Here is a 24779-nt window from a genome sequence, read left to right on the forward strand (position 1 = left end):
ATGGATAAACCGACTTTGGGCGAAAAAACATTTGATGTGCTTAACACGGTTTTTATGATCGTTCTTTGCTTCTTGACGCTGTACCCTTTTTTGTACGTAGCTTTTTCATCCTTGAGCGATCCGGGGCTGCTGGCGCAGCACCGCGGCTTGCTCTGGAAGCCTTACGGCTTTAGCCTGGATGCTTACAAAGCGGTCTTTGCCAATCCGAACATATTGAGCGGTTATGGCAATACGCTGTTCTATGTGGTTGTCGGGACCGCGTTTAATCTGCTGATGACCGCGCTTGGGGCTTATTTTCTCTCCAGGCGGAACGTCTTCTTCAAAAATGCGATTATGTTTATGATCGTGGTCACGATGTTCTTCCAGGGCGGACTCATCCCTACGTACCTTCTGGTCAGCAACCTGGGACTTGTTGATACGCCATGGGCCATGATTATACCCGGAGCGATTAACACATGGAATCTGATTATTATGCGCACCTCGTTCCAGGCCGTTCCGATAAGTCTGGAGGAATCGGCGAAGATGGACGGGGCAAGCGAATGGACCGTCATGTGGCGGATTATTCTTCCGCTGTCGATCCCGGTTATGGCCGTTATGGTGTTGTTCTACGCCGTAGCCCACTGGAATGCCTGGTTCAATGCGATGATTTATTTGCGCAATAGAGAGTTATATCCGCTGCAGCTGATTTTGCGGGAGATTCTCATTACGAACAGCACGGACAACATGACGACGAATGCTTCCGGTGTAGATAAAATGCCGATAGGGGAAGCGATCAAGTACGCGACGATTATGGTTGCGACCCTTCCGATCCTGGTGCTGTATCCGTTCCTGCAAAAATATTTCGTTAAGGGCGTCATGATCGGAGCGTTGAAGGAATAAATGACAAAGAAGCAGGAAAACGGGACAGACTTCCAGAATAAGTTGTTATGAAGAACGAACTCGTAAGAGGTGAGAGATGGTGCGAATCAAAAGCAAACCTCTTGGAAGTGCCTTCACAACGCTTGTTCTGTCTTATCTGGCCGTCTTCCTGCTTCCTATTGTTCTCGGATCGATTCTTTATACGAAGACCGTTACGATTATGACCGATAATGCGAACCGGGCGAACTTGGCCATGCTCGAGCAGCTCCGTCAAGTAATGGACAGCAAGCTTAAGGATGTCCAGCAGATGTCGCAGCAGATAGCGCTGAATCCCCGTATGCAGTGGCTAATGAACAACACGGATACGACGAATTCCGCCGATGCTTACAAGTTCGTTGAATTTGTGTCGGACCATATGTCTCGCTACCAAAATGTAAGCGATCTCATACAAGGCTATTACGTGTATTTCAGCTCGAGCAATACGGTGCTGATGCCGACAGCCAAAACAACGCCGGAAGTACTCTATGAGCGTTTGTACCATCCGGTTGGAACCAGCTTCGATGCTTGGCGGGGCCAGCTGCTAAGCAGTCCTCATTATCAGGATTATGTTCCCGTCAGCTACGAGACGCCGAACGGCAAGCTGGATACGATAACCTACATGCAGACCCTGCCTTTAGGGGAAACGACCGAGATCCGCGGTGCGCTTGTGATTATGCTTGATATGAATCAAGTTCGCAGTATGCTCGCTAAAATCGAATCCGCCTACCAGAGCTCCGTCTATATTCTGGACCGGAAAGACCGCCTGATTGCCGGCGACGGCGATGGAGGCCTGTCTCTCCCGTGGGATCAGATCGGTCAAGACGTGCAGACCAAGGGCATTCCCTACGAATATCGGGATCAAGGCAAGGACATGATGCTGTCCTATACCGTATCCGATCAGAACGGCTGGAAGTACATTCATATTATGCCGAAGCAAGTCTACTTGGAGCGGGTCTATACGCTGAAAAACTGGATGATCACGCTGCTTTTGATTTGCTTGGTCGGCGGGGGAGCGGCGATCGCCTTTTGGGTGCATCGCAATTACGCTCCGCTGCAGGGTGTGGTGCGCGTTCTGCAAAATAAGAAGCCGATGCGCGCGGTACTCCCGTCCAATGAGTACGAATTTATCCGGGAAGCGATTCAAATGACGATGCACGAAGAACGGGAGCTCCGGGGCATCTTATCCCGTCAAGCTCCGGTTATTCAGGCAAGCTTTCTGTCGCGCCTCATCCGCGGTCATGTAGATGCGTCACGGTTGACCGATGAATCGCTGCAGTTTATGGATATCCGGCTGATCTCCGACCGGTTCGCCGTGCTTCTAATCGACATTGCCGATTTCAGCCGGTTCAGCGCCGATCAATCCGAACGGCAGTGGGCCTTGATCCGGTTTGTCATTTCCAATATCGGCAATGAATTGATACGCGAGCGCCAATGGGGATATGCGATAGAGCTGGATCAGAACCGGGTAGCCCTTCTTGTCAACATCGCCGGAGAACAGCTTGAGGAAGCGGATCAGGAGCTTAGTATTATTGCCGTTCAGCTCAAGCAAATGGTGGAGGAGCGCTTCAAGACCTATGTAACTCTTGCTATCGGGGGGATCTACGCAGGGGTGGATCGGGTGTGCGAATCGTATTTCGAAGCGCTTCAAGCACTGGATTACAAAATGTACAGAGGACACAGCAGCATTATACGTTACAGTGAAATATCGGTATCGGACCGCCATTATTTTTATCCCATTGAAACGGAAATTCAGCTGATCAACTTCACCAAGAGCGGAGATGCGGACAATGTCGATAGGCTTATCGGCAACCTGTTTCACGCACATTTCAGAGAACGTCGGATGACGCCCGAACTGGGGCGGAGCTTGTTTACGAACATGGTGAGTACGCTATGGAAGATCATGAATCCGATGGATCCGTTGTACAATGAGGTGTTCGGGGAAGGGTTCGATCCGCTGAAGGAGCTGTCCGGGTGTCCGACGGTGGAGGAAATGAAGGTCAAGATCAGCGACTGGTTTCTCACCCTCTCCCATTATTTGAACGCGGGGCGCAGCAATCACGGACGGCAGCTGTCCGAACGGATTATCCGGTACATCGAACAGCACTACGGCGACGACATGCTCAGTTTGACGGCCATTGCCGATCAATTCGAATTAACCCCGCAATATTTGTCCGCCTTCTTCAAGAAACAAACGGGAGTGAACTTGACCGATTATTTGACAAGAGTACGGATCGACGAGGCGAAGAAATTAATGCAGGACAAGAAGCTGACGTTCACCCAAATCGCCAATAAAGTGGGATATGCCAACGACATCGGGTTTATTCGGGTTTTTAAAAAGTATGAGGGAACGACGCCGGGCAAATACCGCGAATCGCTGTAACGAAATCGCGGTTCACCGTTTCTGCTGCGGAGGAGAACCGTCGAGGTGCGTCTAATCGAATACCTTGAGAAAATCAGAATCGCATATAATGATATTAATTGAACGGCTTGGAGCGCTGCGGATAACGCGGCTTTTTTTGTTTGATGCCGGATCCATGCTTAACAGACATTGTTGGGATGCTTTGACAACCGAAGGATGAGAATATATACTAAACATGATTGATATTGATAATCATTATCGGTCATATCGCAATCCCGTACAAGGAGAATTGAGCATGAAAAACAAGCTGTTACTCGCTATGCTGCTGGTGTTGATGGTCATATCCAGCGCATGCGGCAGTCAAGCAAGCACTAATGAGTTCGCGTCTTCACAGAAAGGCTCCTCACCGGCTGCAGACCCCAAGGAATCGGGCACAATAACCTATCAATCCGAGCGGGGGGCCGTAGAGATTCCGGCGAATCCCAAACGGATTGTTGCTTTGACGAATGCGCCCAATGTTCTCGCGCTGGGCGGAACGCTGGTCGGTGTAGATCAATGGACTAAGAACAATCCTCTGTTTACGAAGAGGCTAGAGGGCATCGAGGTCGTATCGGATGCGGACCTGGAGAAGATAACGGCGCAGAATCCGGATCTGATCATTGCGGGTGCGGAGTTGAAGAATCTGGACCAGCTGAGTAAAATTGCGCCTACTGTTGTTTATACTTGGGGGAAGCGGGATTATTTGGCGCAGCAATTAGAGATCGGCAAGCTGCTGAACAAAGAAAAGGAAGCGCAGGCGTGGATCGGCGATTTCAAGCAGCGTGCTGAAGCGGCCGGCAAGGAAATTAAAGCCAAGCTCGGCGATAACGTCACCGTGTCGGTGTTCGAGACGAACACGAAAGACTTCTATGTATTCGGCGACAAATGGGCTCGCGGCACCGAGATTCTGTATCAGGCGATGGGTCTGTCAATGCCGGATAAGATCAAGAGCGACGCGCTTGGACCCGGCTTCTACAAGCTTTCTCAAGAGGTTCTGCCGCAATATGCCGGCGACTACATTGTTCTTAGCAGAAATTTGGATGCCGATGCCGCTTTCAAGGATTCAGCGATTTGGAAGAACATCCCGGCTGTCAAGAATCAACGTGTCATTGAGATTGAGACCAAAGCATCCAGCTATAGCGATCCGATAACACTAGAGTATTTACTGGGTATTTTCAAAAAAGGCTTCTTGAGCAAAGAATAGACTGCAATGAGATAGTAACAAACATGAATTGTTACAAGAATCGGATCTGGTCTGTGTCATTATACAGACTTGATCCGGTTTTTTATTTGTTGGGAGCAAAATAGTACTATTTGACATGAAATTCAAACCATGGAATATTCTTCTTTTAGCTTTTCCTCCTATAATTGAATTAAAAGCGCTTTCAAAGTGAATGGAGGACAAATTTCCGATGATTCGACTTGGAGCTGGAATGATCTCAATCTTCATGACATGCCTAGTATTCGCCGGTTGCGGACCCGCGACTTCGCTTGAAGTTACGGATTCCAAGAACGCGGAAGTCAAAGATTCGTTAGTTGATGTTTCCCGACCTGTCACTCTCAAGGTTTTTCGCGGTGCTTCCCTGAGCGATGACCTATTCCAGACTTTGATTGTCGAACCTTTGGCCCAAAAATATCCGAATATTACGATTGAACTGCAAAACGGCAAACTGGAAGATTTGATCACAGCAGGAGATCCTCCGGATGTATTGACCTACGTGCTCAATAACGTACCGTCATTAAAAAATCTGGATTTAATCGAAGATATGACGCCTCTTCTCAAGAAACACAATGTCGACTTAGGCCGCTTCGATCCGGCGTATCTGGATGCATTACGTGTGATGTCCGATAAAGGAGAATTGTATGCGCTTCCGTATTTCGCACAAACTTACGCTTTGTTCTACAACAAAGATTTGTTTGACAAGTTCGGCGTTCCCTACCCCAAGGACGGAATGACATGGGAAGAAGCGACGGAGCTCGGCAGAATCATGACACGGATGGACAACGGCCAGCAGTACCAAGGACTGAATATCGAGAAAATTACCCGCATCTCATTTCCATGGTCACCTACTCTAATCGAGAAGGACAAAACCACTCAAAAAGACAGAGCCAACGTCAATAACGATACCTGGAAGGAAATATTCAATTTAGGCTACCGTATTCAGACGATTCCGGGTAATTTCCCTAACAAAGATTTTTACAAAGGCGAAGTAGCCATGTTCGCTATGGTTGGCGATGCCTTCCAAAATATTAAGAAATCGGTCGAAGGGCAGATATTCCGGGTGGGGGTAGCGCAATATCCAAGCTACAAGGAGCTGCCCGACAAGTATGGCATGGTCGATGAGCACGTCGTGCTTGTGCCGAAGACTAGCCGAAACAAGGATGCGGCTATGAAGGTAATCGAAGTGATGATCTCCGACGAAGTACAGATGAAGGCGGCGAAACATTATGCCCGCTTATCGCCGCTTAAGGATCCGGAGCTGCAAAAACAATTCGGTGCAGAGTATCTGAAGGATGTCAATGTACAATCGATCTTTAAAAGCCGCCCCGCTCCCGGCATTGCCTTCCACCGATATTACGCGGATGCCCGCAAGCTTCTGGATGCCGAATACGCCGAGGTATTGTCCGGACAAAAAGATGTCAACACCGCATTGAGGGTTCTCGATGAAAAAATCAACAAAATGCTTGATGAAAAAATGGCTCAGTAGCAATACCCCAGGGACGTTAATCCGCAGCCTTACCAAGCGCATTACAAAACGAATTGAGAAGGCGGTACCTTGTAATATTTCTTAAACGACTTTGAAAAGCTGAAGGGATCAGGGTAACCGAGCATGCCCGCGATCTGCTGGATCGTGTATCGTTTACTGTACAGCAGCTCTCGGGCATGGTTCATTTTCAACTGGTAGATGTACAGACCCGGCGTAACGCCAAGAGCTTGTTTGAAATAGTTAATGAAATACTTCTCCGACATGCCTGCCAGCTCGGCCAGCTCACCAATGCGCAGCGGTTGATGCAGACGCTCATGGATAAAATCGAATACAGGCTGGAGCGTCTCCAGATTCGCACTCCGCTTGCGGCGGGGCGCATGACTCGTAAAGCCCCCTCGATATTCTCCATGCCCGTAGCATTCTATGATCTTGGCAATGAGGATCGTGAGGCAGCCCTTCAATCGGATTCCGGACATGGGAGCTTCCCGTTTGTATTGCTCATAAGTTTCCAGGAACAAGCGGATTTCCTCTTGGACTAGCGAGCTCCCAATAACTCCCGCCAGCTCAAAATGCTCTAGAATTCGATGATGATTCCCGAGCCCGAAATCAAAGTGAGTATAAGTAAACCTGCAGCTGGCGTCCAAGTTTCTTGCCGTATAAGCCACCTTGGGACTGAACAGAACCAGATCTCCTCCCGAAGCCAAGTGGACCTGATCGTGAATAACGATTTCAATCTTCCCTTCGTGGAGGTACCATAGGTCGTAATCCACATGCTGCTTGTTCTCAAACCATCCTAGGGGGTGAATGACTTCCCGGCTGGCGAAAATGTGAAGCATGACATGCTCTGCCAGCTCATTGAAAATAGTCAAGCTGCTCATGGCAATACCCTCCCCGTACTTTAACACATAGTAATGATAAATCCATTATATCACAAGGAACTAGCAGGATATAAAAACCTTACTAAATGACATGATATTAGTACCGAGGGGCATTCCGCAATCATGCCATTCTCCTATAATAAAAATATGAATGGAGGAGATAAACATGAGTAGTCACAAACCGAAGGTAGTCGTGCTGGGAGCGGGCAGCTTGTTTTTTGGCAGACAAGCTATTTGGCAGATGGTTCATTCCGAGCATTTAAACAAAGGCACTCTGGCGTTGGTTGATACGAATGAAGAGCGATTGAACAAGCTGGTGAGGCTCGCAAGAATGGTGGCTGAAGCCAATAAAGTAGAACTCAAGATTGAAGGCTCGGTAGACCGGAAGCAGGTGCTGAAGGATGCGGACTTCGTAGTGCTCAGCTTTGCGGAGGATACCGTAAAATACAGAGGGATCGACTGCGCGATCTCCGAGAAATATGGAATTAGAATGTGCTCAGGAGACACCATTGGTCCCGGAGGGATATTCCGTGCGATGAGGGAGCTGCCCGTGATTATGGATTGCGCCAAGGATATCGAGGCCATTTGCCCTGATGCATGGGTCATTAACTATATCAATCCGTCCGCTGTACATGGAATCGCCTTGAAGCGATATGCTCCTAATCTCAAAAGCTTTGCCTTGTGCGATTCGCATCATATGCCGCATAAGAAGATCATCTATGCGCAGCGTGCAGGGATTATCAGCCATAAAAGCGAGTATACCGAAGAGATGGACCGCAAGTTCGATGCGCGTATTGCCGGAGTGAACCATTTCACCTGGCTGTTAAAGGCAGAGTATGAAGGCAAGGACGTGCTTGCCGATATTGCCGAGTCGATGAAGCGATCGGCGGAGAAGGAGACGGTAGGGGGCGACACCGGAGCCAAGGCTCTGTATAACGATGCGATAAGCTACCAGCTGTACGACATTTTCGGCTATGTCCCGACTTGTACCGCCCATACGAAAGAGTATCTCCCTTATTGGCAAGGATTGGGGAAACTCCAGGATGCCATCCCGCCTCTTTCGATCTGGGAAACGGAAGACCGGTATAAGCGCCATGCGGATATGTGGAAGCAGGTGGATAGTTTCCTTAGCGGGGAGACGCCAATCGAGCAATATATGACTTCTTTCGGTCCGGACCATGCTACAGATATTATTGAAAACATGGTAGCGGGATTAGGAAAGCCGTTCTTCATCAATACGTTCAACCAGGGAGCGGTAACCAATATGAACGACGATGCTTTCCTGGAGCTGTTGTGTGAGGTCACCATGGCCGGAGTGAAACCGTTGCCCGTCGGCGCTATGCCTCGAGGTATCCGGGGGTTGCAGGAGCTCGTGCTTGATACCCATGAATTGACGGCTGAAGCCGTAATCGAAGGAAGCCGCGAGAAGCTTAGAAGAGCGATGCTGACGGATCCGTTGGTCAACTCGATTGCCGATGCCGATCAAATCATCACTGAACTGCTAGAGCTGGAGAAGGATGTCATTCCCGATCATTGGTATGCTAAAAGTTTGGCCTAAGCTGTATAACAAAGTCGTCCTGCACTTTCGAGGGCGGCTTTTTTGTTATTTTGGACAAAACCTTCGACGTTTATGGGATGAACGAGGCTGTCTCTAAGCCCGGAATGAGCTTAGTTTCGAAAATGAGGATCGATTTCATAAATCGATGATATCCGGTTAGGTAAATTTAAGGCGATTTTTAGCTTTTGACGATATCTTTCTAGCTCCGCTTCCTATATAACAAAAAGGGATGAGCCTGGATTTGGCTTATTTGAAAACGCTTCATTAAGGTTGCTTGAAATTTAAGGATGCATAGGGAGTTGAATGAAGAGGTGAAAAGGGGGTTGAAATCAATCAGGAAGAACAAGCAGTGGTCTCAAACGATTCGTATCGGACTCGTGTTTGCCTTACTGCTGAGCGGAGTGCCCGCAGCGCCTCCTCCTGCCCAAGCAGCGGACGGAACGCCGGGGGGCGTCGATGCCTCCGGTTTGCGGCTATGGCTGAAAGCCGACCCGTCCAGCGTTACCGTGACGGATCAAGCCGTTACGCAGTGGAGGGACAGCAGCCCGAACGGGAATCATTTTAGTAACGACGGGACGGTAGCCGCCATAGCGTCGCGTCCAAAGCCAAGCTTCGTGCCTGTGAACGAAGCGTTGAATTTCCAGCCCACGGTGAAGTTCGTGCGCAGCGGGGGGAGCATTTTGCAGGATACGGACGGCCTGCTGGCGGATGGAGAAGCCGTGAACGGCGCCAGCCTGTTCACGATTACCGGTGGCGCGCCTTCGATGGCGAACTCCTCCATATTTAATCAGCCCTTGGTGTCCGGGGGCATGGGAGCGCACATCCCTCATACGTCCGGCGCGGCAGCCGGGAAAGGAAATGTACTGTGGGATGTTGGAACGACGGCGACTCGCCTGACCGCATCCAATGTCGTAACGCCTGTCGACTATAATGTGTGGGGGATGCATTTCGATGCCAATCCTGCAGCCACCGTCGGTTCTAACGTTTATCAGTCCATTTCGCGCGACGGTAAAGTGGAAGCCCAAACTACCCAAGCGCGTTCTCCGCTGATCGGCAAGGCGGGAGCTGCCGCTTCGTTAGGCTCCGCAGCAGGGGGAGGTTCAGGGTATGACGGGAGCATGGGCGAGATGATCTTGTTTACGAATCCGCTGACCGCCATCCAAAAGCGCCAGGTGGATACGTATCTTGCCGTTAAGTACGGCATAACGCTCAAGGAAGGCGACTATGTATCCGCCGGCCCAGCCCCGCTGGTCGTATGGAACGCATCGGCTCAGAGCGGATACAGCCACAATATTGCGGGGATCGCTCTAGACAAGGCCGGAGCGCTCGACCAGCCGCAAAGCCGCAGCAGCCAGGGAGTAGCGGCGGAGCAAATCATTGTAACCGCCAAGCAAGCTTTGACGGACCGGCAATACTTGCTGTGGGGAGATAATGGCAGCACGGATCCGGCTATCCCGTTCGGATCCGGCTACAAGCGTCTCGCACGCACTTGGAAGGTGCAGAATACGGGCAACACCGGTCCTGTACAAGCTGCCATCCCTGCCAGCGTCATTCCGCTCGGCGGCGTGCTGTTAACCAGCTCCGACAGCAGCTTCAGCAATGCGGCAGCGACGGCATTGGCCCCGGCAACGATCCGTGGCGGACAATACTTTGCCGCCGATATCTCGCTTGCCGACGGTACTTATTTCACCTTCGCGGAGAAGGTGCCTGACGTTCAGCTGAACGCGCTGGAAATCGTAAGCGGCGGGCACAATGCGCTGGACGGCTTTCAGCCCGGCCGGACAAGCGGGTACACAGCCGTCGTTCCCAATGAAGCGGAACAGGTAAAAGTACTTGCATCGGCGTCCGGCGGGATCACCGTTGCGATGACGATAAGCAATTATTTGCAGGCAGACGTACCGATTACGGATCCGGATCGCGTAGCGCTCGTTCCGGGAGTGAACAAGCTGCGGGTCGAGCTGTCCAACGGAAGCTCCAGCAACGCTTACAGCGTAGACATCATTCGCCGGCTGGCGGTCGATTCGGACGGCAAGATCGGGCTTAATGCAGGCTCCGTTAGCGCCAGCTCGTATCAGCCCAATACCAGCTACGTGCCTGCCAAGGTAGTGGACGGCAATTGGGAGGATCCGGAAAGCCGCTGGTCCGCTTCAGGGCAAGGACAATGGCTGCAGTTCGATCTGGGGCAGCCGCAGGCGGTGACGTACTTGCAGGTCGCATTCTTGAATGCGCGAGAGCGGCTATCTACCTTTGAAATCGTGGAATCGAACGATCCCGATTTTACAACAAGCACCGTGCTTCTTGCCAAAAGAAAAAGCCGGTTGCTGCTTCCGACCGACAGCATCCTGCAGCCATACGCGCTTGATAAGCCGGCTTCTGCACGATATGTGCGGCTAATCGGGTATGGGAACAGCGCGTCAGGCAGCTCGGGGAACTGGAACAGTCTGACGGAAATCGCCCTGTACACGGGGACGCCGCCAGTGATAGTAGAGCCGGAGGAGCCGACAGGACCTCCTCAAGCGGGGGATACTCCGGAAGGGCCGGAGCCGGTGCTCGAGATCATTGAAGTTAGCAGCGCAGCAGAGCTGCAAACGGCGTTCGACCAGGCGCGCCCGGGAATCGAAATCCGCCTGAACAACGGCTCCTATGAGCAGAACGGCCCGTTCGTCATTAAGGATAAACAGGGAACGGCCGCTCTCCCGATCCGGATCAAGGCGAAGGAACAAGGCAAAGCCGTAATCAAAGGAAACAGCTATCTGCATATTGAAAATGCCAAGCATGTGGAAGTTTCCGGGCTCGTTTTCAACAACGGCATCGGTACGCCGGGACTGGATTACCGTGGCATCGATCCTGCCCTCGCGGCGGTGCTGAAGGCGGAGGATTCGTCATCCGCGACGGTGCCCAAACGACAATTCCCGAACGAACAGGTCCATCCCGGAGTGGAATTGAACCATTCCAGCAATATTTCCATATTGAGAAACCGGTTCGCGCTAGACGAGACAGGCCAGCCTTACCGCTTTAACGCCCCGGACGGAACAGGTCAAGTGTGGTGTCTTACGAATATCGAAGGCAGCTGCCGTGTTGGCGGGGGAGACCATTATATAGCCGACAGGCCGGTGTACAGCGGCGATACTCCTCATACGAACCCGTCGCTTGTTACGGACAACGGTACTCACCGACACTTCATACGGGTGGAAGGCGAGAGCAGCCATAACCGGATCGCTTATAACGACATCGGTCCCAAGAAGGGCTTCGGCGCTACAATAACCTACAACGGCAAAGAAGGCGGAACGGTCTCCCAGTACGATACGATTGAGTACAACTACTTCCATGACATCGGTCCGAGAGTTACGAACGGCCTGGAAGTGATCCGCCTCGGGCTGTCCGGGTTATCACTTGCTTCCGGCTATGTAACCATTCAGCATAATTTGTTCGAAGGGCTTAACGCCGAGGATGAGATCATTTCGGTCAAAAGCAGCGATAATATCGTGCGCTACAATACGATACGGAATTCTTACGGTGGCATCGTAGCCCGGCACGGACACCGCAACAGCTTTTACGGCAATTTTATCATCGGGGACGGGAAAACGCCTGGACTCAGCGGATTCCGCATTTACGGCAGCGATCATAAAATCTATAACAATTATATGGAAGGGCTTACCACGAACGTCATCCGTCTTGACGGAGGGACCCATGACGCCGGTCCGGACGGGGGAGTCAATCCGACGGTGCGCTGGATGGAAGGGGCTTCCGAGCAGACGGCCGTATTGAATACGCTGCCGTCGGATAAGCAGACGGAGGTGCTCCGCGGCCATTGGAGACAGTACAACGTCGAAATTTTCAATAACACGATGGTGAACGTAGGGAACAACACGTCTTCCTTCAGCTTTGGCGGCAGAGTATACCAGCCCGTAGGAACCAAAGTGTATAACAACGTCGTATTCAGCAACGCCGGCACCGTATTTAACGAAACATCGGCGGCACAGAATGTGCCGGAGAACGAGCGTCAGATCTATGTCGGCAACATGGTGGAAGGAATCGCCAACCCGACGAATATTACGAATTCGGCGAGAATACCTTCCGGCGCGATTGACAAAAAGCCGCTGCAGCTTGTTCGCAGCACGGACGGGCTCATCCGCTTGTCGGCGAATAGCCCGGCTATCGACGCTTCGAAGGCGCCGTTCTTGCCGCGGGAGGATATGGACGGGCAAACCCGCTACAGTATGCCGGATGCGGGAGCGGACGAATATAACCGGATGGATGCTCCGTCGAGCAGGCCGTTGACGGCTGCGGACGTGGGTCCGAATGCCGGACTATCCGTCGAGGACGAGGCGCCAAAGTTAGCCGCGCTCTCGATTCAGCTGAACGGGGAGTCCATCCCGGGGTTTCATCCCGATGTAACCTATTACGGCGTTACCGTCCCGAGCGATGTATCCAGCGTGAGAGTTGCACCTGATGCGGCTGGCGGCAACGCTGTGATTGCGGTGAGTACAAACGGCATGAACCGTCATATTGTTGCCGACGGACAATGGAGCGAGCCAATCGTCCTGGCTCAAGACGGCGGCATTATTACGGTTGAAGTGTCGCTGTCATCGGGCAAATCGCGAACGTATACGATAGCCGTGAAGCGGGAGACCACACCTGCTCCAGGTACGGACATGCCGCTGGACCGCATTGCTTTTGCTCAAGACAAATACAGCATGAAAATCAATACCACCATGCAGACGGTGGTACAGGCAGTATATCAGGGCAGCGTGAAGCCGCTGCACGGAGTGAAGCTTTTCACGGCTCACCCTGAAATCGCAACGGTAGACGAGAATGGCATACTGACGGGAAGGGGAAAAGGGACTACCGTCGTTGCCGCCGTGTATCAGAACTACTATGCAACGGCTTCGGTCGTAGTAAACGATGATACGCCGGAATCCGCCGCAGGGCTGCTCGCTCTTGGCTTGGACTCCGGTACGGAGCTGAAGCCGGGTTTTGATACCCGGAAGACGATGTATCATCTGACTGTGCCTGCGGAACAGAACCGCTTGACGCTGGTTCCGACGGCCTTGGCATCCGGATCCGTTATTACTGTGAACGTCGACGATTCCAGGCAGTATTCGGCTGTCAGCGGCATGCCGGTCGTACTGGAGCTTGCTCAAGACAGCCGCGTGATTGTGATCGAGGTGTCGCTGCCCTCCGGCAGCAATAAAGTGTATACGCTCATCGTGAAGCGGAAACAAGGCTCGACGAACCCGCCTGGCGGAGGAGACTCGGGCGACAGTGACGACAGCGACGACGATAGCGATAGCGGCGGAAGCTCATCCAAGCCGGCTTCGCAATCTCCGAGCACGGGAGGGCCAGCCCCTGAATCGCCGCGCACGCCAATACCGGCTCCGTCCGGACCGGACTCATCCAACCCGGTAACGCCGCTTCCATCGGGCCAGCCTCCTTCTTTTACGGATACAGGGAAGCATTGGGCGGCGGACACGATCGCCCAAGCCGCCCGGCTCGGCATCGTCAACGGCTTCCAAGACGGAAGCTTCCGTCCTGACGATCCGATGACCAGATTGCAGTTTGCAGCTATGCTCGTACGCTCGCTCAAGCTCCAAGCCACAACGGCGGCAGTTACGTTCGCAGACCAGTCGGATATCCCCGGCTGGGCTGCAGGCGAGATCGCAGCAGCCGTCCAAGCCGGTATTTTGCAAGGCTACGAAGATCAAACGCTGCGCCCTAACCAAGTGATAAACCGCGCGGAAATGATCACGATGCTGCTGCGGGCACAACAGCCTGATAAGGAGAACGGAGCGGTTCAAGCACTGAGCTTCGTCGATATGGAAGACATCCCGCAATGGGCTCAATCCGCCGTATCCCAAGCGGCTGCCGCCGGTATTGTCCAAGGGAAAGAGGACAACCGCTTTGCCCCGAACGATACCGCAACCCGAGCGGAGTCGGTGACCGTACTGCTGCGGATGCTGGAACGCTCGCAGCATTAATAGAACAGAGCTGGCTGCTGTCTGAACAACAGCCGGCTCTGTTTAAGCTTTACCGCCTGCCCGCCGATGCGGCAGGCGGTCTTTTGCGACTAAGATGAACCGGATGAAGGACACTGTTCATCGTCCGGCTTTTGTGTATAATTGGAGAAAGGGTTTTCAAATTCAATGTTCGGAGGCAGCGGAATGGCTTTACGAAAAATCCGTATCAAATCACGCAGCGTTGTTGTCAACTGGCTTGTCTCCTATCTATCCGTACTGCTTGTCCCGATCATGATTAGCGGCATCATCTACACGGCAACCTGGCACGTTGTGGAATCCGAGGTAAACCGGGCCAATGAATCGCTCCTTCAGCAGATGGAGCAGGCGATAGACAGCAATCTTAGCGGAATTGAACGTTTAAGTGTGGAAATGGCGCTTAGCAAGCGGCTTGCGGGATTCATTCCCACGACCAAGCCGTTGACGGACAACGATTATTATGAAGTTGTCAGCATCGCCGCCGATTTACGGCTGTACAAGATGGCTAACGATTACATAGAACAGGTGTACGTATATTACAAAAACAGCGATACCGTCATATCGACTCGCGATCATATCGACAGCCGGGCCTTATACAATACGATCCGTGAACGCGATGACATGAGCTATGAGGAATGGAAGTCTTTTTTCGACAGAAGGTATATACAAGAGTATGCACCTATAACGTTGCGGGATGAAGGACAGGCTATCAAAGCCGTTATGTACGCCAAATCCGTGCTGCTGGACAATCCGGAACAGCCGGGAGCGGTGATTCTGTTTATCATTAAGGACTCCAAGCTGCTGGAAAACAGCAGTCCCGCCAACCGTTCTTCCGTAGCGGTGCTGGACAAACAAGACCGGCTGATCGCTTCGGGCGGGCTTGAGCACAAGCCGGGCTTTCTTGCCAACGACCGGTTGCCCGGCAATAACGGGCTTATCTACGGGGAAAGCGAAGGGCAGGAGGTGGCGGTGTCGTATACTACTTCCGAAAATACGGGATGGAAATACGTATCGATGATGCCCGCCGAGCTATTCGATGAGAAGATGAAATATGTCAAAAAACTCATCTATCTCAGCCTGGGTCTGAGTTTATTGATCGGGGGCGTCGTTACGGTATGGTTTATGAAAAGAAACTACAACCCTATCAGCTCGCTCATCCGCAATTTATCCTCGAGATCCGGCATCACGTTCGAGGAGGGCTCTAATGAATACGGGTACTTGCAGACAGCACTAAACGATACCTTTGCTGAAAAAGAGAAAATCGGACAACGGCTCGAGCAGCATCGCGATGCGATCCGTTCGCATTTTTTGCAAGGTCTGCTGAAAGGACGCCCGGATACCGATGTACCGGTTCACGAATCGCTCGCAGCCCACAATATCCGGCTCTCCACGCCGCATTTCGCCGTCTTGTTGTTCCATATCGAGCATTACGGCAAATTCGAGGTTAACGGCTTCGTCGATCCGCAGAAGGTGAAGCTGGTCCAATTCATCCTCATGAACGTCGCGGAAGAGATCGCGGGAAGCCGTTATCAGGCGCTTACGACGGAGCTTGACGACATGCAGGTTTGCATCATCCATTTCCTGGATGACAAGCCTGAGGAGGAAGCATTAGGCCGTATCGCAGAGCAGGTCAAATCCTTCGTGCTGGATCATTTCCATGTCCATCTGACCGTTGCCGTCAGCTCCATTCATCAGGAGGTAGAAGGAATCTCTCGCGCTTACCAGGAATCTCTGGCTGCTCTGGAATACCGGCTCGTGATGGGCAGCGGGGAGGTCATCCGTTATCGGGATTTGCCTTCGGCCGGATCAGGCCGGGGATCGACAGGTTATTATTATCCGCTGCATATAGAGCAGCAGCTGATCAATTTTGTAAAGACAGGCGATTACGAGAAGTCAAAGGCACTGGTTGATGAGATTATAGAAATCAACGTGTCCGGCGCTTCGCCGTCCGTGCCTCTCGCCAAATGCCTGATGTTCGATCTCATCAGCACGATGCTCAAAACGATGGATGAAATCGGCGCCGCCGGCAAGCGGGAATTTATGGATCATGTCAATCCGGTGGAACGGCTGACCGCATGTGAAACGATCAAGGAAATGAGAACGCAGATCGGCGAAGTGCTGAAGGAGGCGTGCCAATCGATCGAGGAAGATCGCAAGCAGGACCAAAATCAGCTCAGCCAGCAGGTCATCGCCTATGTCCAGGACAATTACAGCTCGGAGAATCTGAATATTACGATGATCGGGGAAGTGTTCAAGCTGACGCCGTCTTACTTGTCCAAACAATTTAAAGCCCAAACGGGCGAAGCGCTTCTGGAGTTTATTAACAAGACGCGTCTCGAGGAGGCCAAGAGGCTGTTATCGGAATCATCCTACGCTATCGGGGAAATTGCAAGAAGGGTAGGCTACGCGGATATCAATACGTTCAACCGCATTTTTAAAAAGTACGAGGGAATTACCCCGGGCAAGTATAAGGGTCTGATGTAGTAATCATTTGTTAATGCTCAGCTGCTGCAGATGAAAATTCCACTATGTGGAGTTATAGTGTTGCCTCCGAAGCCGCTTTGTGCGGCTTTTCCCGATTTTACAGGTCCGGTACGGCTTTTGCCCTACTTGGATTCTCGATTTTACAGACGTTTTTCGTATTTTGATGATGTTCAACAGGCCTGTTCCATTCGATAATAACGCTAGGGCTCACAACGATGAACCACATATTGATGAGGGGGATTGACATGAATAAGCATTCCAAGAAAAAGTCGATCGGTGTCGCCGTTTCTATCGTATTGGCGTCCACCAGTATGCTCGCAGCCTGCTCGGACACTAAACAAGGAGGCACTGACGCAGCCAAGCCTCCGGCAGCGCCGGCAGCGGATGCGGGCAAGTATCCGGTCACAACAGGAGAGACCATAACATCCTGGGAGCAAATCAACGGCAATTTGACCACGTTCGTTCCTAACCTGGCCGATTCGCCGTTCGGCAAGCAGCTGGAGAAGGACACCGGCATTAAGGTCAAATATTCCCATCCGGCGGATGGCCAGTCGAAGGAGCAATTTAACCTTCTCATTGCGTCCAACAATTTACCGGATGTAATTGAGTACGACTGGAACAACGCCTATCCGGGCGGACCGGAAAAAGCGATCGGAGACAAGGTGATTCTCCCATTAAACGAACTGATCGACAAGCATGCTCCGAACTTGAAGAAAATGCTGCAGCAGGATAAAGAGCTGGATAAAATGCTGAAGACCGACAGCGGGAAATATTACGTCTTCCCTATGATTCGTCCTGACAACGGGCTCGTATTCCGCGGACCGATGATCCGTAAGGACTGGCTGGACGAATTGAATTTGCAAGTCCCGACCACTGTCGACGAATGGTACACGGTGTTGAAAGCGTTTAAGGAAAAGAAAGGAGCTACCGCTCCGTTTACCGCCCAGTACAGTAACGAATTCAATGTTCAGGATGCATTCATTGGCGCATTCCGAACGGCGAACCGTTATTACATCGACGATCAAGGCAAAGTGAAGTACGGACCAATCGATCCGCAATTTAAGGATGCTTTACAGCTGCTGCGCAAATGGTACTCGGAAGGGCTGATCGACAAGGATTTCGCGCTCAATACCGATTCGAAGGCGCTGGATAACAAAATATTGGGCAACGCTTCGGGCGCAACCGTAGGCTTGTTGAGCGGCGGTATGGGTCGCTGGATGGAGACAGGGAAGAAGCAGGACCCGAAATTCCAATTGGTAGCGGCACCCTATCCGACCTTGAAGAAAGGCGAGCGGGCTTTTATCGGCCAGCGCGATTTCAAGTACAACCCTGCAGCCAGCAAAGCGGTGACCGATGCCGCCAAAAATCCTGAATTGGCCGTAAAATGGCTCGATTACGCCTACAGCGAGAAAGGAAGCCTGCTGTTCAACTTCGGGATCGAAGGGGAAAGCTATACGATGAAGAACGGCGTTCCGACATTTACCGACAAAATTACTAAGGATCCGAAATACAACTTGCAGCAAATGGTCTCCCAATATACGAAGCCGAACGGTCCGTTCCCGGGCGATTCCCGCAAAAGCTTCAATACGTTCAAGGAGCAGGATGAGGCTGTCGGCATCTGGAGTGAAACGGACGCGGCCAAGCATGTGATGCCGCTGTTTATTACACCGACGGTGGAAGAAAGCAAGGAAGTGGCCAAAATCAGCACCGCTATTGCAAGCTACAAGGAAGAAATGTTCGTGAAATTCGTCATGGGCAAGGAGCCGATCGAGAAATTCGATGAGTACGTGAAACGGATTAAAGAAATGGGCAGTGATAAGGTTACCAAAATTTACCAGGATGCATACGATCGTTACAACAAACGGTAAAACAATGGATGCTTGTATGGGACGTGTCCGCCAATGGCTGGCACGTTCTCCATAAGAAGCAGCGGAAGAATGGAGTGGACAAGAATGACCGCCGTCAATCAGGAAACGACACCGGCCTTTATAGAGAAAAAGCGGATGAAAGCGGGCCTGCTGCTGGATATCCGGAAGAATAAGCTGCTGTACGTCATGCTGCTTCCGGTATTGCTGTATTACGTAGTATTTCATTATGCGCCTATGTATGGGGCGATGATTGCCTTCAAGGATTTTTCTCCCCGGCTCGGAATTTGGGGGAGCGATTGGGTAGGCTTTGCCCATTTTAAAGACTTTTTTACCGGACCGTACTTTTGGCGGACGATTAAGAACACAGTGCTTATCAGCTTGTATGAATTGATCTTCGGCTTCCCGGCTCCGATCATTCTTGCTTTACTGCTAAATGAAATAAAAAATTCCATATTCAAGCGCACCGTTCAAACCGTAACCTATATGCCGCATTTCATCTCGCTTGTCGTCATCTGCGGCATTGTCAAGGATTTTACATCCAGCGAGGGGCTTATCAACGACGTGATCGCCTGGTTCGGCGGCGAGCGCTCTACCTTCCTTTTGGAGCCGGAGCTATTCCGTTCCGTATATGTGTCGTCCGGGATATGGCAGCACATCGGATGGGGAACCATCATCTACCTGGCGGCCTTGACCGGTATCGATCCGGAGCAGTATGAGGCGGCGCGTATGGACGGAGCGGGACGCTGGAAGCAGATGCTTCATGTTACGATTCCCGGCATCATGCCGACCATCGTCATTCTGCTTATTCTTGAAATGGGACGGATGATGAATGTAGGTTTTGAGAAAATCATCTTGCTGTATAACCCAAGCACTTATGAAACCGCTGACGTCGTTTCTTCTTACGTGTACCGCGTGGGCCTGCAGGATTTCAATTACAGCTTCAGCTCGGCGGTTGGCTTGTTCAATTCCGCCGTCAATTTCACGCTGCTCGTCTTCTCCAACTGGCTTAGCCGGAGATTGAACGACACGAGCTTGTGGTAAGGAGGAGATGCAGATGAACCGGCCGACATTTCCGGAACGCTGCTTTGATATGGTCAACGGGTTGTTTTTGACCGCATTGATGCTATTAACCATTTATCCGATCATCTATGTAGCCTTTGCCTCCGTGAGCGATGCCGGACAGCTGATGGCGTTCAACGGCATTTTGTGGAAGCCTCTCGGCTTGTCGTTCGATGCTTATTCGAGCGTGTTTGCGAACCCGAACATTTTAAAAGGATATTTCAATACGTTTTTTGTCGTCGTTGTCGGGCTAATGTTCAACATCCTGCTGACGTCGCTCGGCGCCTATTCGCTGTCCCGCAAAAGCTTGGGCTACCGAAAGCCCATCATGCTGTTCATCGTGTTCACCATGTTCTTCAGCGGAGGGCTGATCCCGTTCTATTTGACTGTAAAAGGCGTCGGATTGGCCAACACGCTGTGGGCGCTCATTATTCCGCAGGCGATTAATACGTTTAACCTTATCCTTATGAAAACGGCATTCGAATCCATCCCGGACGCGCTGGAGGAATCGGCCAAGATGGACGGGGCGAACGATTTCGTCATTCTGTTCCGGATAATTCTTCCGTTGTCGATGCCCGTTATAGCGGTGATGCTGCTCTATTACGGCGTAAGCCATTGGAATTCCTGGTTCCACGCCCTGATCTTCCTGCAGGATCGCTCTATGTACCCGCTTCAGCTAATTTTACGTGAAATCCTGCTGCAAGGGGAGGCGAGCGCGATGGCTGTCGGAGCTTCCGATTCGGATGTGGCCATGCTGTCCGTTACGTTGAAGTATGCGACGATTATCGTAGCGACGGTGCCGATTTTGCTGGTGTACCCATTCCTGCAAAAATACTTCGTCAAAGGCGCCTTGATTGGCGCAATCAAGGGTTAGTCAACAAAAAAAGGCCATTCCTTCTAATCAAACATGGACGGAATGGCTTGTTTTTCTATTTTTGAAGACCGTTTCGTGATTTTGACGATTTCAATTCTGTCGCAGATGGGCTATAAATAAATCGGAGTGCGCACTCTATTTTATGAAAACGCTTTAAATCGAGGTGTTATGCAGAAAAGGGTAAATTGGCTCGACAGCAATTTCATTTCTGTAAAGGATGTGCGGCGTTCATGAAAAAAACAAGCTTTTTGTTGATGGTATGCTTTGCAATGCTCGTAGCTCTGATACCGGTTAAGGGCATGGCGGCCGATACCAAATTGACGGTACTTCCGTCCGGGGTAACGGCAAGCACCGATGACGGCAATGTACCGGCGAACACGGTTGATGGAGATTTGGCTACACGCTGGTCGGCTAGCGGCGACGGACAGTGGATTAAGCTAGATCTGGTGAGCTATCATTCCTTAGGCTATATTAAGGTGGCCTTCCAGAATGGAGTGGCGAGAACGTTCCGTTTCGATATTCAGACTTCAACGGACAACGTTAATTTTACAACGGTACAAAGTAATGTAGTAAGCAGCTTGAACAACAGCCTGCAGACGTTCGATTTCCCCGACGTCAACGCAGTGCGTTACATTCGTCTCGTCGGACACGGCAATTCGGCTACTGCCTGGAACAGCTATACGGAAATTGAACTGTACGGCAGCAGCCCGAGCGGCGTCATTCCTGTCGCAACGTCGGATCAGCTTCAATCCGTGCTGAGCAGCGATATCGCAGCTGGCACCAATATCGTACTTGCCAATGGCACGTACTCACAAAGCAATGCTTTCGAAATCAACGGCAAGCAGGGAACCTCCGGCAGCCCTATTACCATTAAAGCGGCGAATCGGGGCCAAGCGGTCATCTCCGGAGGCGCTGCCTTAAATGTCAATAATGGTGCGTATATTACCATTGAAGGGCTGAAGTTTACGAATACCGGTAAAACTGCGGTTTTATTAAACGGCTCTAATAATGTCCGAGTAACGAGAAATCAATTTGCACTCGGGGCTACCGGGACCGAGCTCTTCTGGCTTCAGGTCAGCGGGGTCAACAGCCACCATAACACGATCGACCGCAATGACTTCGGCAACAAGACTGACACCGGCCCGTTAATCGCCTACCAAGGGGATGGGAACGGAAATATTTCGCAGCACGATGTCATCGAGTACAACTATTTCCACGATGTGGGGCCTTGGGTAGCGAACGGCAAAGAGACGATACGTCTAGGGTTGTCCGGCGTTTCCTTGTCCGACGGATTTAATACGATTCAGTACAACCTGTTCGAAAATACCGATGGCGAGCCGGAGATCGTCTCCGTCAAGAGCAGCAATAACACGGTAAGGTACAATACGTTCAAAACGTCCAAGGGAGCGCTGACCTCGAGACATGGCCACTCTAACAGCTTCTATGGAAACTTCTTCCTGGGCGATGGCGTAGAATCGGCTCAGGACGGTATCCGCATTTATGGTAATGACCATAAGATTTATAATAACTACATGGAGAAGCTGACCGGCAAGGCGATCCTGCTGGACAGCGGGGACTTTGACGGCGGAACGAGCGGATACCCGCCTAACCCTTCACCTAGCGATTTGACGGCGCAATGGAAAATTTATCGTGCGCGAGTGGTCAACAATACGATTGTGGACAGCGCAACGGGCATTATTGTAGGCTCGGGCAAAACGTATGCGCCTCAGGACAACATAGTCGCTAACAATATCGTGCGAAATACGAAGGGGACGTTATATAATGAAGCGGCTGCTACTAACACGTTGTTCGAAGGCAATATCGGGTTTGGCAGCACCGTGAACAACAAATCGCGGACAACCGCAGAAATTTGGAATACAAATCCGTTGTTTACGACGGTAGGAGGGCTGCAAAAGCTGTCGGCTACAAGTCCGGCGATCAATTATTCCAAAGGCACTTATTCCTTCGTAACTACGGACATGGACGAGGAATCTCGTTCCGTGAACGATACGGGAGCGGACGAACGCTCCAATGCGACGACTTTTACGAATCGTCCGCTCACCGCTGCTGATGTCGGACCGAATATACCATAAATGAAAAGAAGCAGCTAAAGCTTCAGGCATTTTCTGCATTTTCCGTAATTTACGCTGGCTAAATTATACCAGCGTAAATTACGGTTTTTTAATTATATCGGAATAAGAACATTATAATAACCATTCATCAATCTAACGGCCATATGGGCAAATGAACCAATCGATACTCGCCTGCTTTTCGTATAATGATATGAACTAACCTACAATGAAAACGGAAGTGATAATGCTTGAGAATATCATCCAAGCGACACCTAGTCGGCAGCAAGCTCAAAAAAACCAAAGCACTACAAAAGAACAAACGGCTTGCTTCTCATATACCCCGTACTAAGCGCTTGAACAAGAAGACCTTGATCAAGATGCTAAGGCGCCATAAGATGGTCTATCTAAAACCCGTAAACGGATCCAAAGGCAGAGGCATTATGCGGGTGGAAAAAAAGAAGAGGAGATACAAGCTCAGGAAGGGCACTTCGTCCATTGTGTTCAAGAATGCTAAAACCCTATATAAATCCGTTCGCAGAATGGCTCGGAAGCCTTATCTGGTCCAGCGAGGGATTCGGACTCTTTTATTTCAAGGCCGATCGTTTGATTTTCGCATCATGCTACAGAAGAATGAGAGTAGCAAATGGGAAGTTACTGGAATAGTCGGTCGGGTAGCACCGCCAAAGAAGATTGTGACGAACCGAAGTCAGGGAGGAAAGTGTCTGTCGGCAAAGAGATTGCTAATGGCAAATATGAACCGCTCCAAAGTCAAGCCATACTTGAATTCTTTATATCGTTTGAGCAGGAATATCGGGGAGCAGCTTCATTCCGTGTATCCGGGAGTTCTGAATCTCGGCATTGACATCGCAGTGAGCCGCCAATTGAAACCATGGATTCTAGAGGTTAATACCAACCCGGCCGTCACTCCTTTCATCAATCTAGGTAACCGACAGATGCTCAAGAGGATAAGGCAGTTGATTCGCCTGAATTATGGCAGAAAGTAAAAAAAGAACCGGTTGATCCCTCCTTCAATAGGGATAGCCGGTTTCTTTATATAGATTTGCCGTAATATCGGCCAATCAACTTCTCTACAGTCACTTCTAGGGAATCAATATACGGCAGTTGCAAATCTTCTTTCGAAATCAGTATAGGCAGCTCTGAGCATGCGCCTATGATTGCTTCAGCCCCCATATCCCTAAGTTTATTGCAGCCCTCTAACAACTTCAATTTCAGCTCTTCATTCGTGTACCCAGCTTTAATTCCTTTCGGTCCATAAACGACGCTGTTAAAATACGTTTCCTGATGTGCATCGGAAAGGATAACCGTGCTCATTTTCCTTTTATTGAATTCTTTTTGCCAAAGACCTGATTTACAGGTACCTTCGGTGGCCAGAATCCCGATAGTTCTAGTATTCGGATACATAGAACATGTAAAATCCGCCGTTTCTTTAATGATGTTAAATAATTGGGCGTGCTGCAGCGTTTCTCCAAGTTTATCGTAAAAATGATGCGCGGTTACGCAAGCAAGGACAATTACGGCAGCTCCACAACGTTCAAGTAAGTTTACGGATCTTGCCAATTCGGGAAGCGGATCTTCGCCTTGATATAATATGGCTTCTGTCCGATCGGGAATACGAGTATTATTATGAATTAGAATCTCTATATACTCTTGATCTTTTTTGACGGAGGATTTATTTATTAATTGTTGAAACATGGATGCCGTTGCATGTGAACCCATACCCCCAACAATGCCTAAAATCTCATTCATCCGTTACACTCGCTCTCGCTTTGGAGTTATTAACCCATTTATAATATACATATTAAATAATGAGTGGTTTCTCGACGGCATTTTAATGAGGGAAATTAGTCCATTTTTGCCTCCGATGCTCCTTACAAACATCGTAAGATAGTAAAGGATGACCTGAGTCCAACGGTTTGACTAATGATAAAATATAAGATATCATCAAATAATTAATTTAGTAGTTGACTAA

14 protein-coding genes are annotated in these 24779 nt (G+C 50.6%); 12 read left to right on the forward strand and 2 right to left on the reverse strand.

The window, feature by feature from the left end:
• The 4 genes from ACFQ88_RS18105 (at position 1) to ACFQ88_RS18120 (ending at position 6003) form a co-directional block, all read left to right on the forward strand.
• Positions 1-879, forward strand: a complete 879-nt coding sequence (locus ACFQ88_RS18105; RefSeq protein WP_379455065.1) for a carbohydrate ABC transporter permease — start codon at positions 1-3, stop codon at positions 877-879.
• A 76-nt stretch (positions 880-955) separates the two neighbouring features.
• Positions 956-3277, forward strand: coding sequence for a helix-turn-helix domain-containing protein (locus ACFQ88_RS18110; RefSeq protein WP_379455066.1), 2322 nt, complete (start codon positions 956-958; stop codon positions 3275-3277).
• 274 nt (positions 3278-3551) lie between these two features.
• The gene (locus tag ACFQ88_RS18115) at positions 3552-4499 is read left to right on the forward strand and encodes an iron-hydroxamate ABC transporter substrate-binding protein (protein ID WP_379455067.1); all 948 of its coding nucleotides are present in this window, start codon (positions 3552-3554) and stop codon (positions 4497-4499) included.
• Between the two features lie 208 nt (positions 4500-4707).
• Complete coding sequence (locus ACFQ88_RS18120) at positions 4708-6003, forward strand: ABC transporter substrate-binding protein (protein WP_379455068.1); 1296 nt, start codon at positions 4708-4710, stop codon at positions 6001-6003.
• A gap of 41 nt (positions 6004-6044) precedes the next feature.
• On the opposite strand, the gene ACFQ88_RS18125 is transcribed toward ACFQ88_RS18120, so the two are convergent.
• Entirely contained in the window at positions 6045-6881 is an 837-nt protein-coding gene (locus ACFQ88_RS18125) for a helix-turn-helix domain-containing protein (protein WP_379455069.1), read from the reverse strand.
• A gap of 151 nt (positions 6882-7032) precedes the next feature.
• Between ACFQ88_RS18125 and ACFQ88_RS18130 the strand changes: the two genes are divergently transcribed.
• From ACFQ88_RS18130 to ACFQ88_RS18165, 8 genes are all read left to right on the forward strand, one after another.
• A complete protein-coding gene (locus ACFQ88_RS18130; RefSeq protein WP_379455070.1) occupies positions 7033-8439 on the forward strand; it encodes a family 4 glycosyl hydrolase in 1407 nt (468 codons plus the stop codon).
• 323 nt (positions 8440-8762) lie between these two features.
• Positions 8763-14417 carry an S-layer homology domain-containing protein gene (locus ACFQ88_RS18135; RefSeq protein WP_379455071.1) on the forward strand — a complete coding sequence of 1885 codons (5655 nt, stop codon included), beginning with the start codon at positions 8763-8765 and terminating at the stop codon, positions 14415-14417.
• Between the two features lie 183 nt (positions 14418-14600).
• Positions 14601-16916: a helix-turn-helix domain-containing protein gene (locus tag ACFQ88_RS18140; protein ID WP_379455072.1), complete on the forward strand. Its 2316-nt coding sequence runs from the start codon at positions 14601-14603 to the stop codon at positions 16914-16916.
• 245 nt (positions 16917-17161) lie between these two features.
• Positions 17162-18784 carry an extracellular solute-binding protein gene (locus ACFQ88_RS18145; protein WP_379455073.1) on the forward strand — a complete coding sequence of 541 codons (1623 nt, stop codon included), beginning with the start codon at positions 17162-17164 and terminating at the stop codon, positions 18782-18784.
• Positions 18785-18868: 84 nt separating this feature from the next.
• Entirely contained in the window at positions 18869-19825 is a 957-nt protein-coding gene (locus ACFQ88_RS18150) for an ABC transporter permease (RefSeq protein ID WP_379455862.1), read from the forward strand.
• Positions 19826-19838: 13 nt separating this feature from the next.
• The gene (locus ACFQ88_RS18155) at positions 19839-20717 is read left to right on the forward strand and encodes a carbohydrate ABC transporter permease (protein WP_239625793.1); all 879 of its coding nucleotides are present in this window, start codon (positions 19839-19841) and stop codon (positions 20715-20717) included.
• Positions 20718-20947: 230 nt separating this feature from the next.
• Positions 20948-22810 carry a chondroitinase-B domain-containing protein gene (locus ACFQ88_RS18160; protein ID WP_379455074.1) on the forward strand — a complete coding sequence of 621 codons (1863 nt, stop codon included), beginning with the start codon at positions 20948-20950 and terminating at the stop codon, positions 22808-22810.
• Between the two features lie 227 nt (positions 22811-23037).
• Complete coding sequence (locus tag ACFQ88_RS18165) at positions 23038-23793, forward strand: YheC/YheD family protein (RefSeq protein ID WP_379455075.1); 756 nt, start codon at positions 23038-23040, stop codon at positions 23791-23793.
• Between the two features lie 46 nt (positions 23794-23839).
• Here ACFQ88_RS18165 and ACFQ88_RS18170 read toward each other — a convergent pair whose 3' ends face one another.
• A complete protein-coding gene (locus ACFQ88_RS18170) occupies positions 23840-24556 on the reverse strand; it encodes an aspartate/glutamate racemase family protein (RefSeq protein ID WP_379455076.1) in 717 nt (238 codons plus the stop codon).
• Positions 24557-24779 lie beyond the last annotated feature (223 nt).

This window comes from Paenibacillus sp. NPDC056579, from assembly GCF_042793215.1.
Taxonomy (GTDB): Bacteria; Bacillota; Bacilli; order Paenibacillales; family NBRC-103111; genus Paenibacillus_S.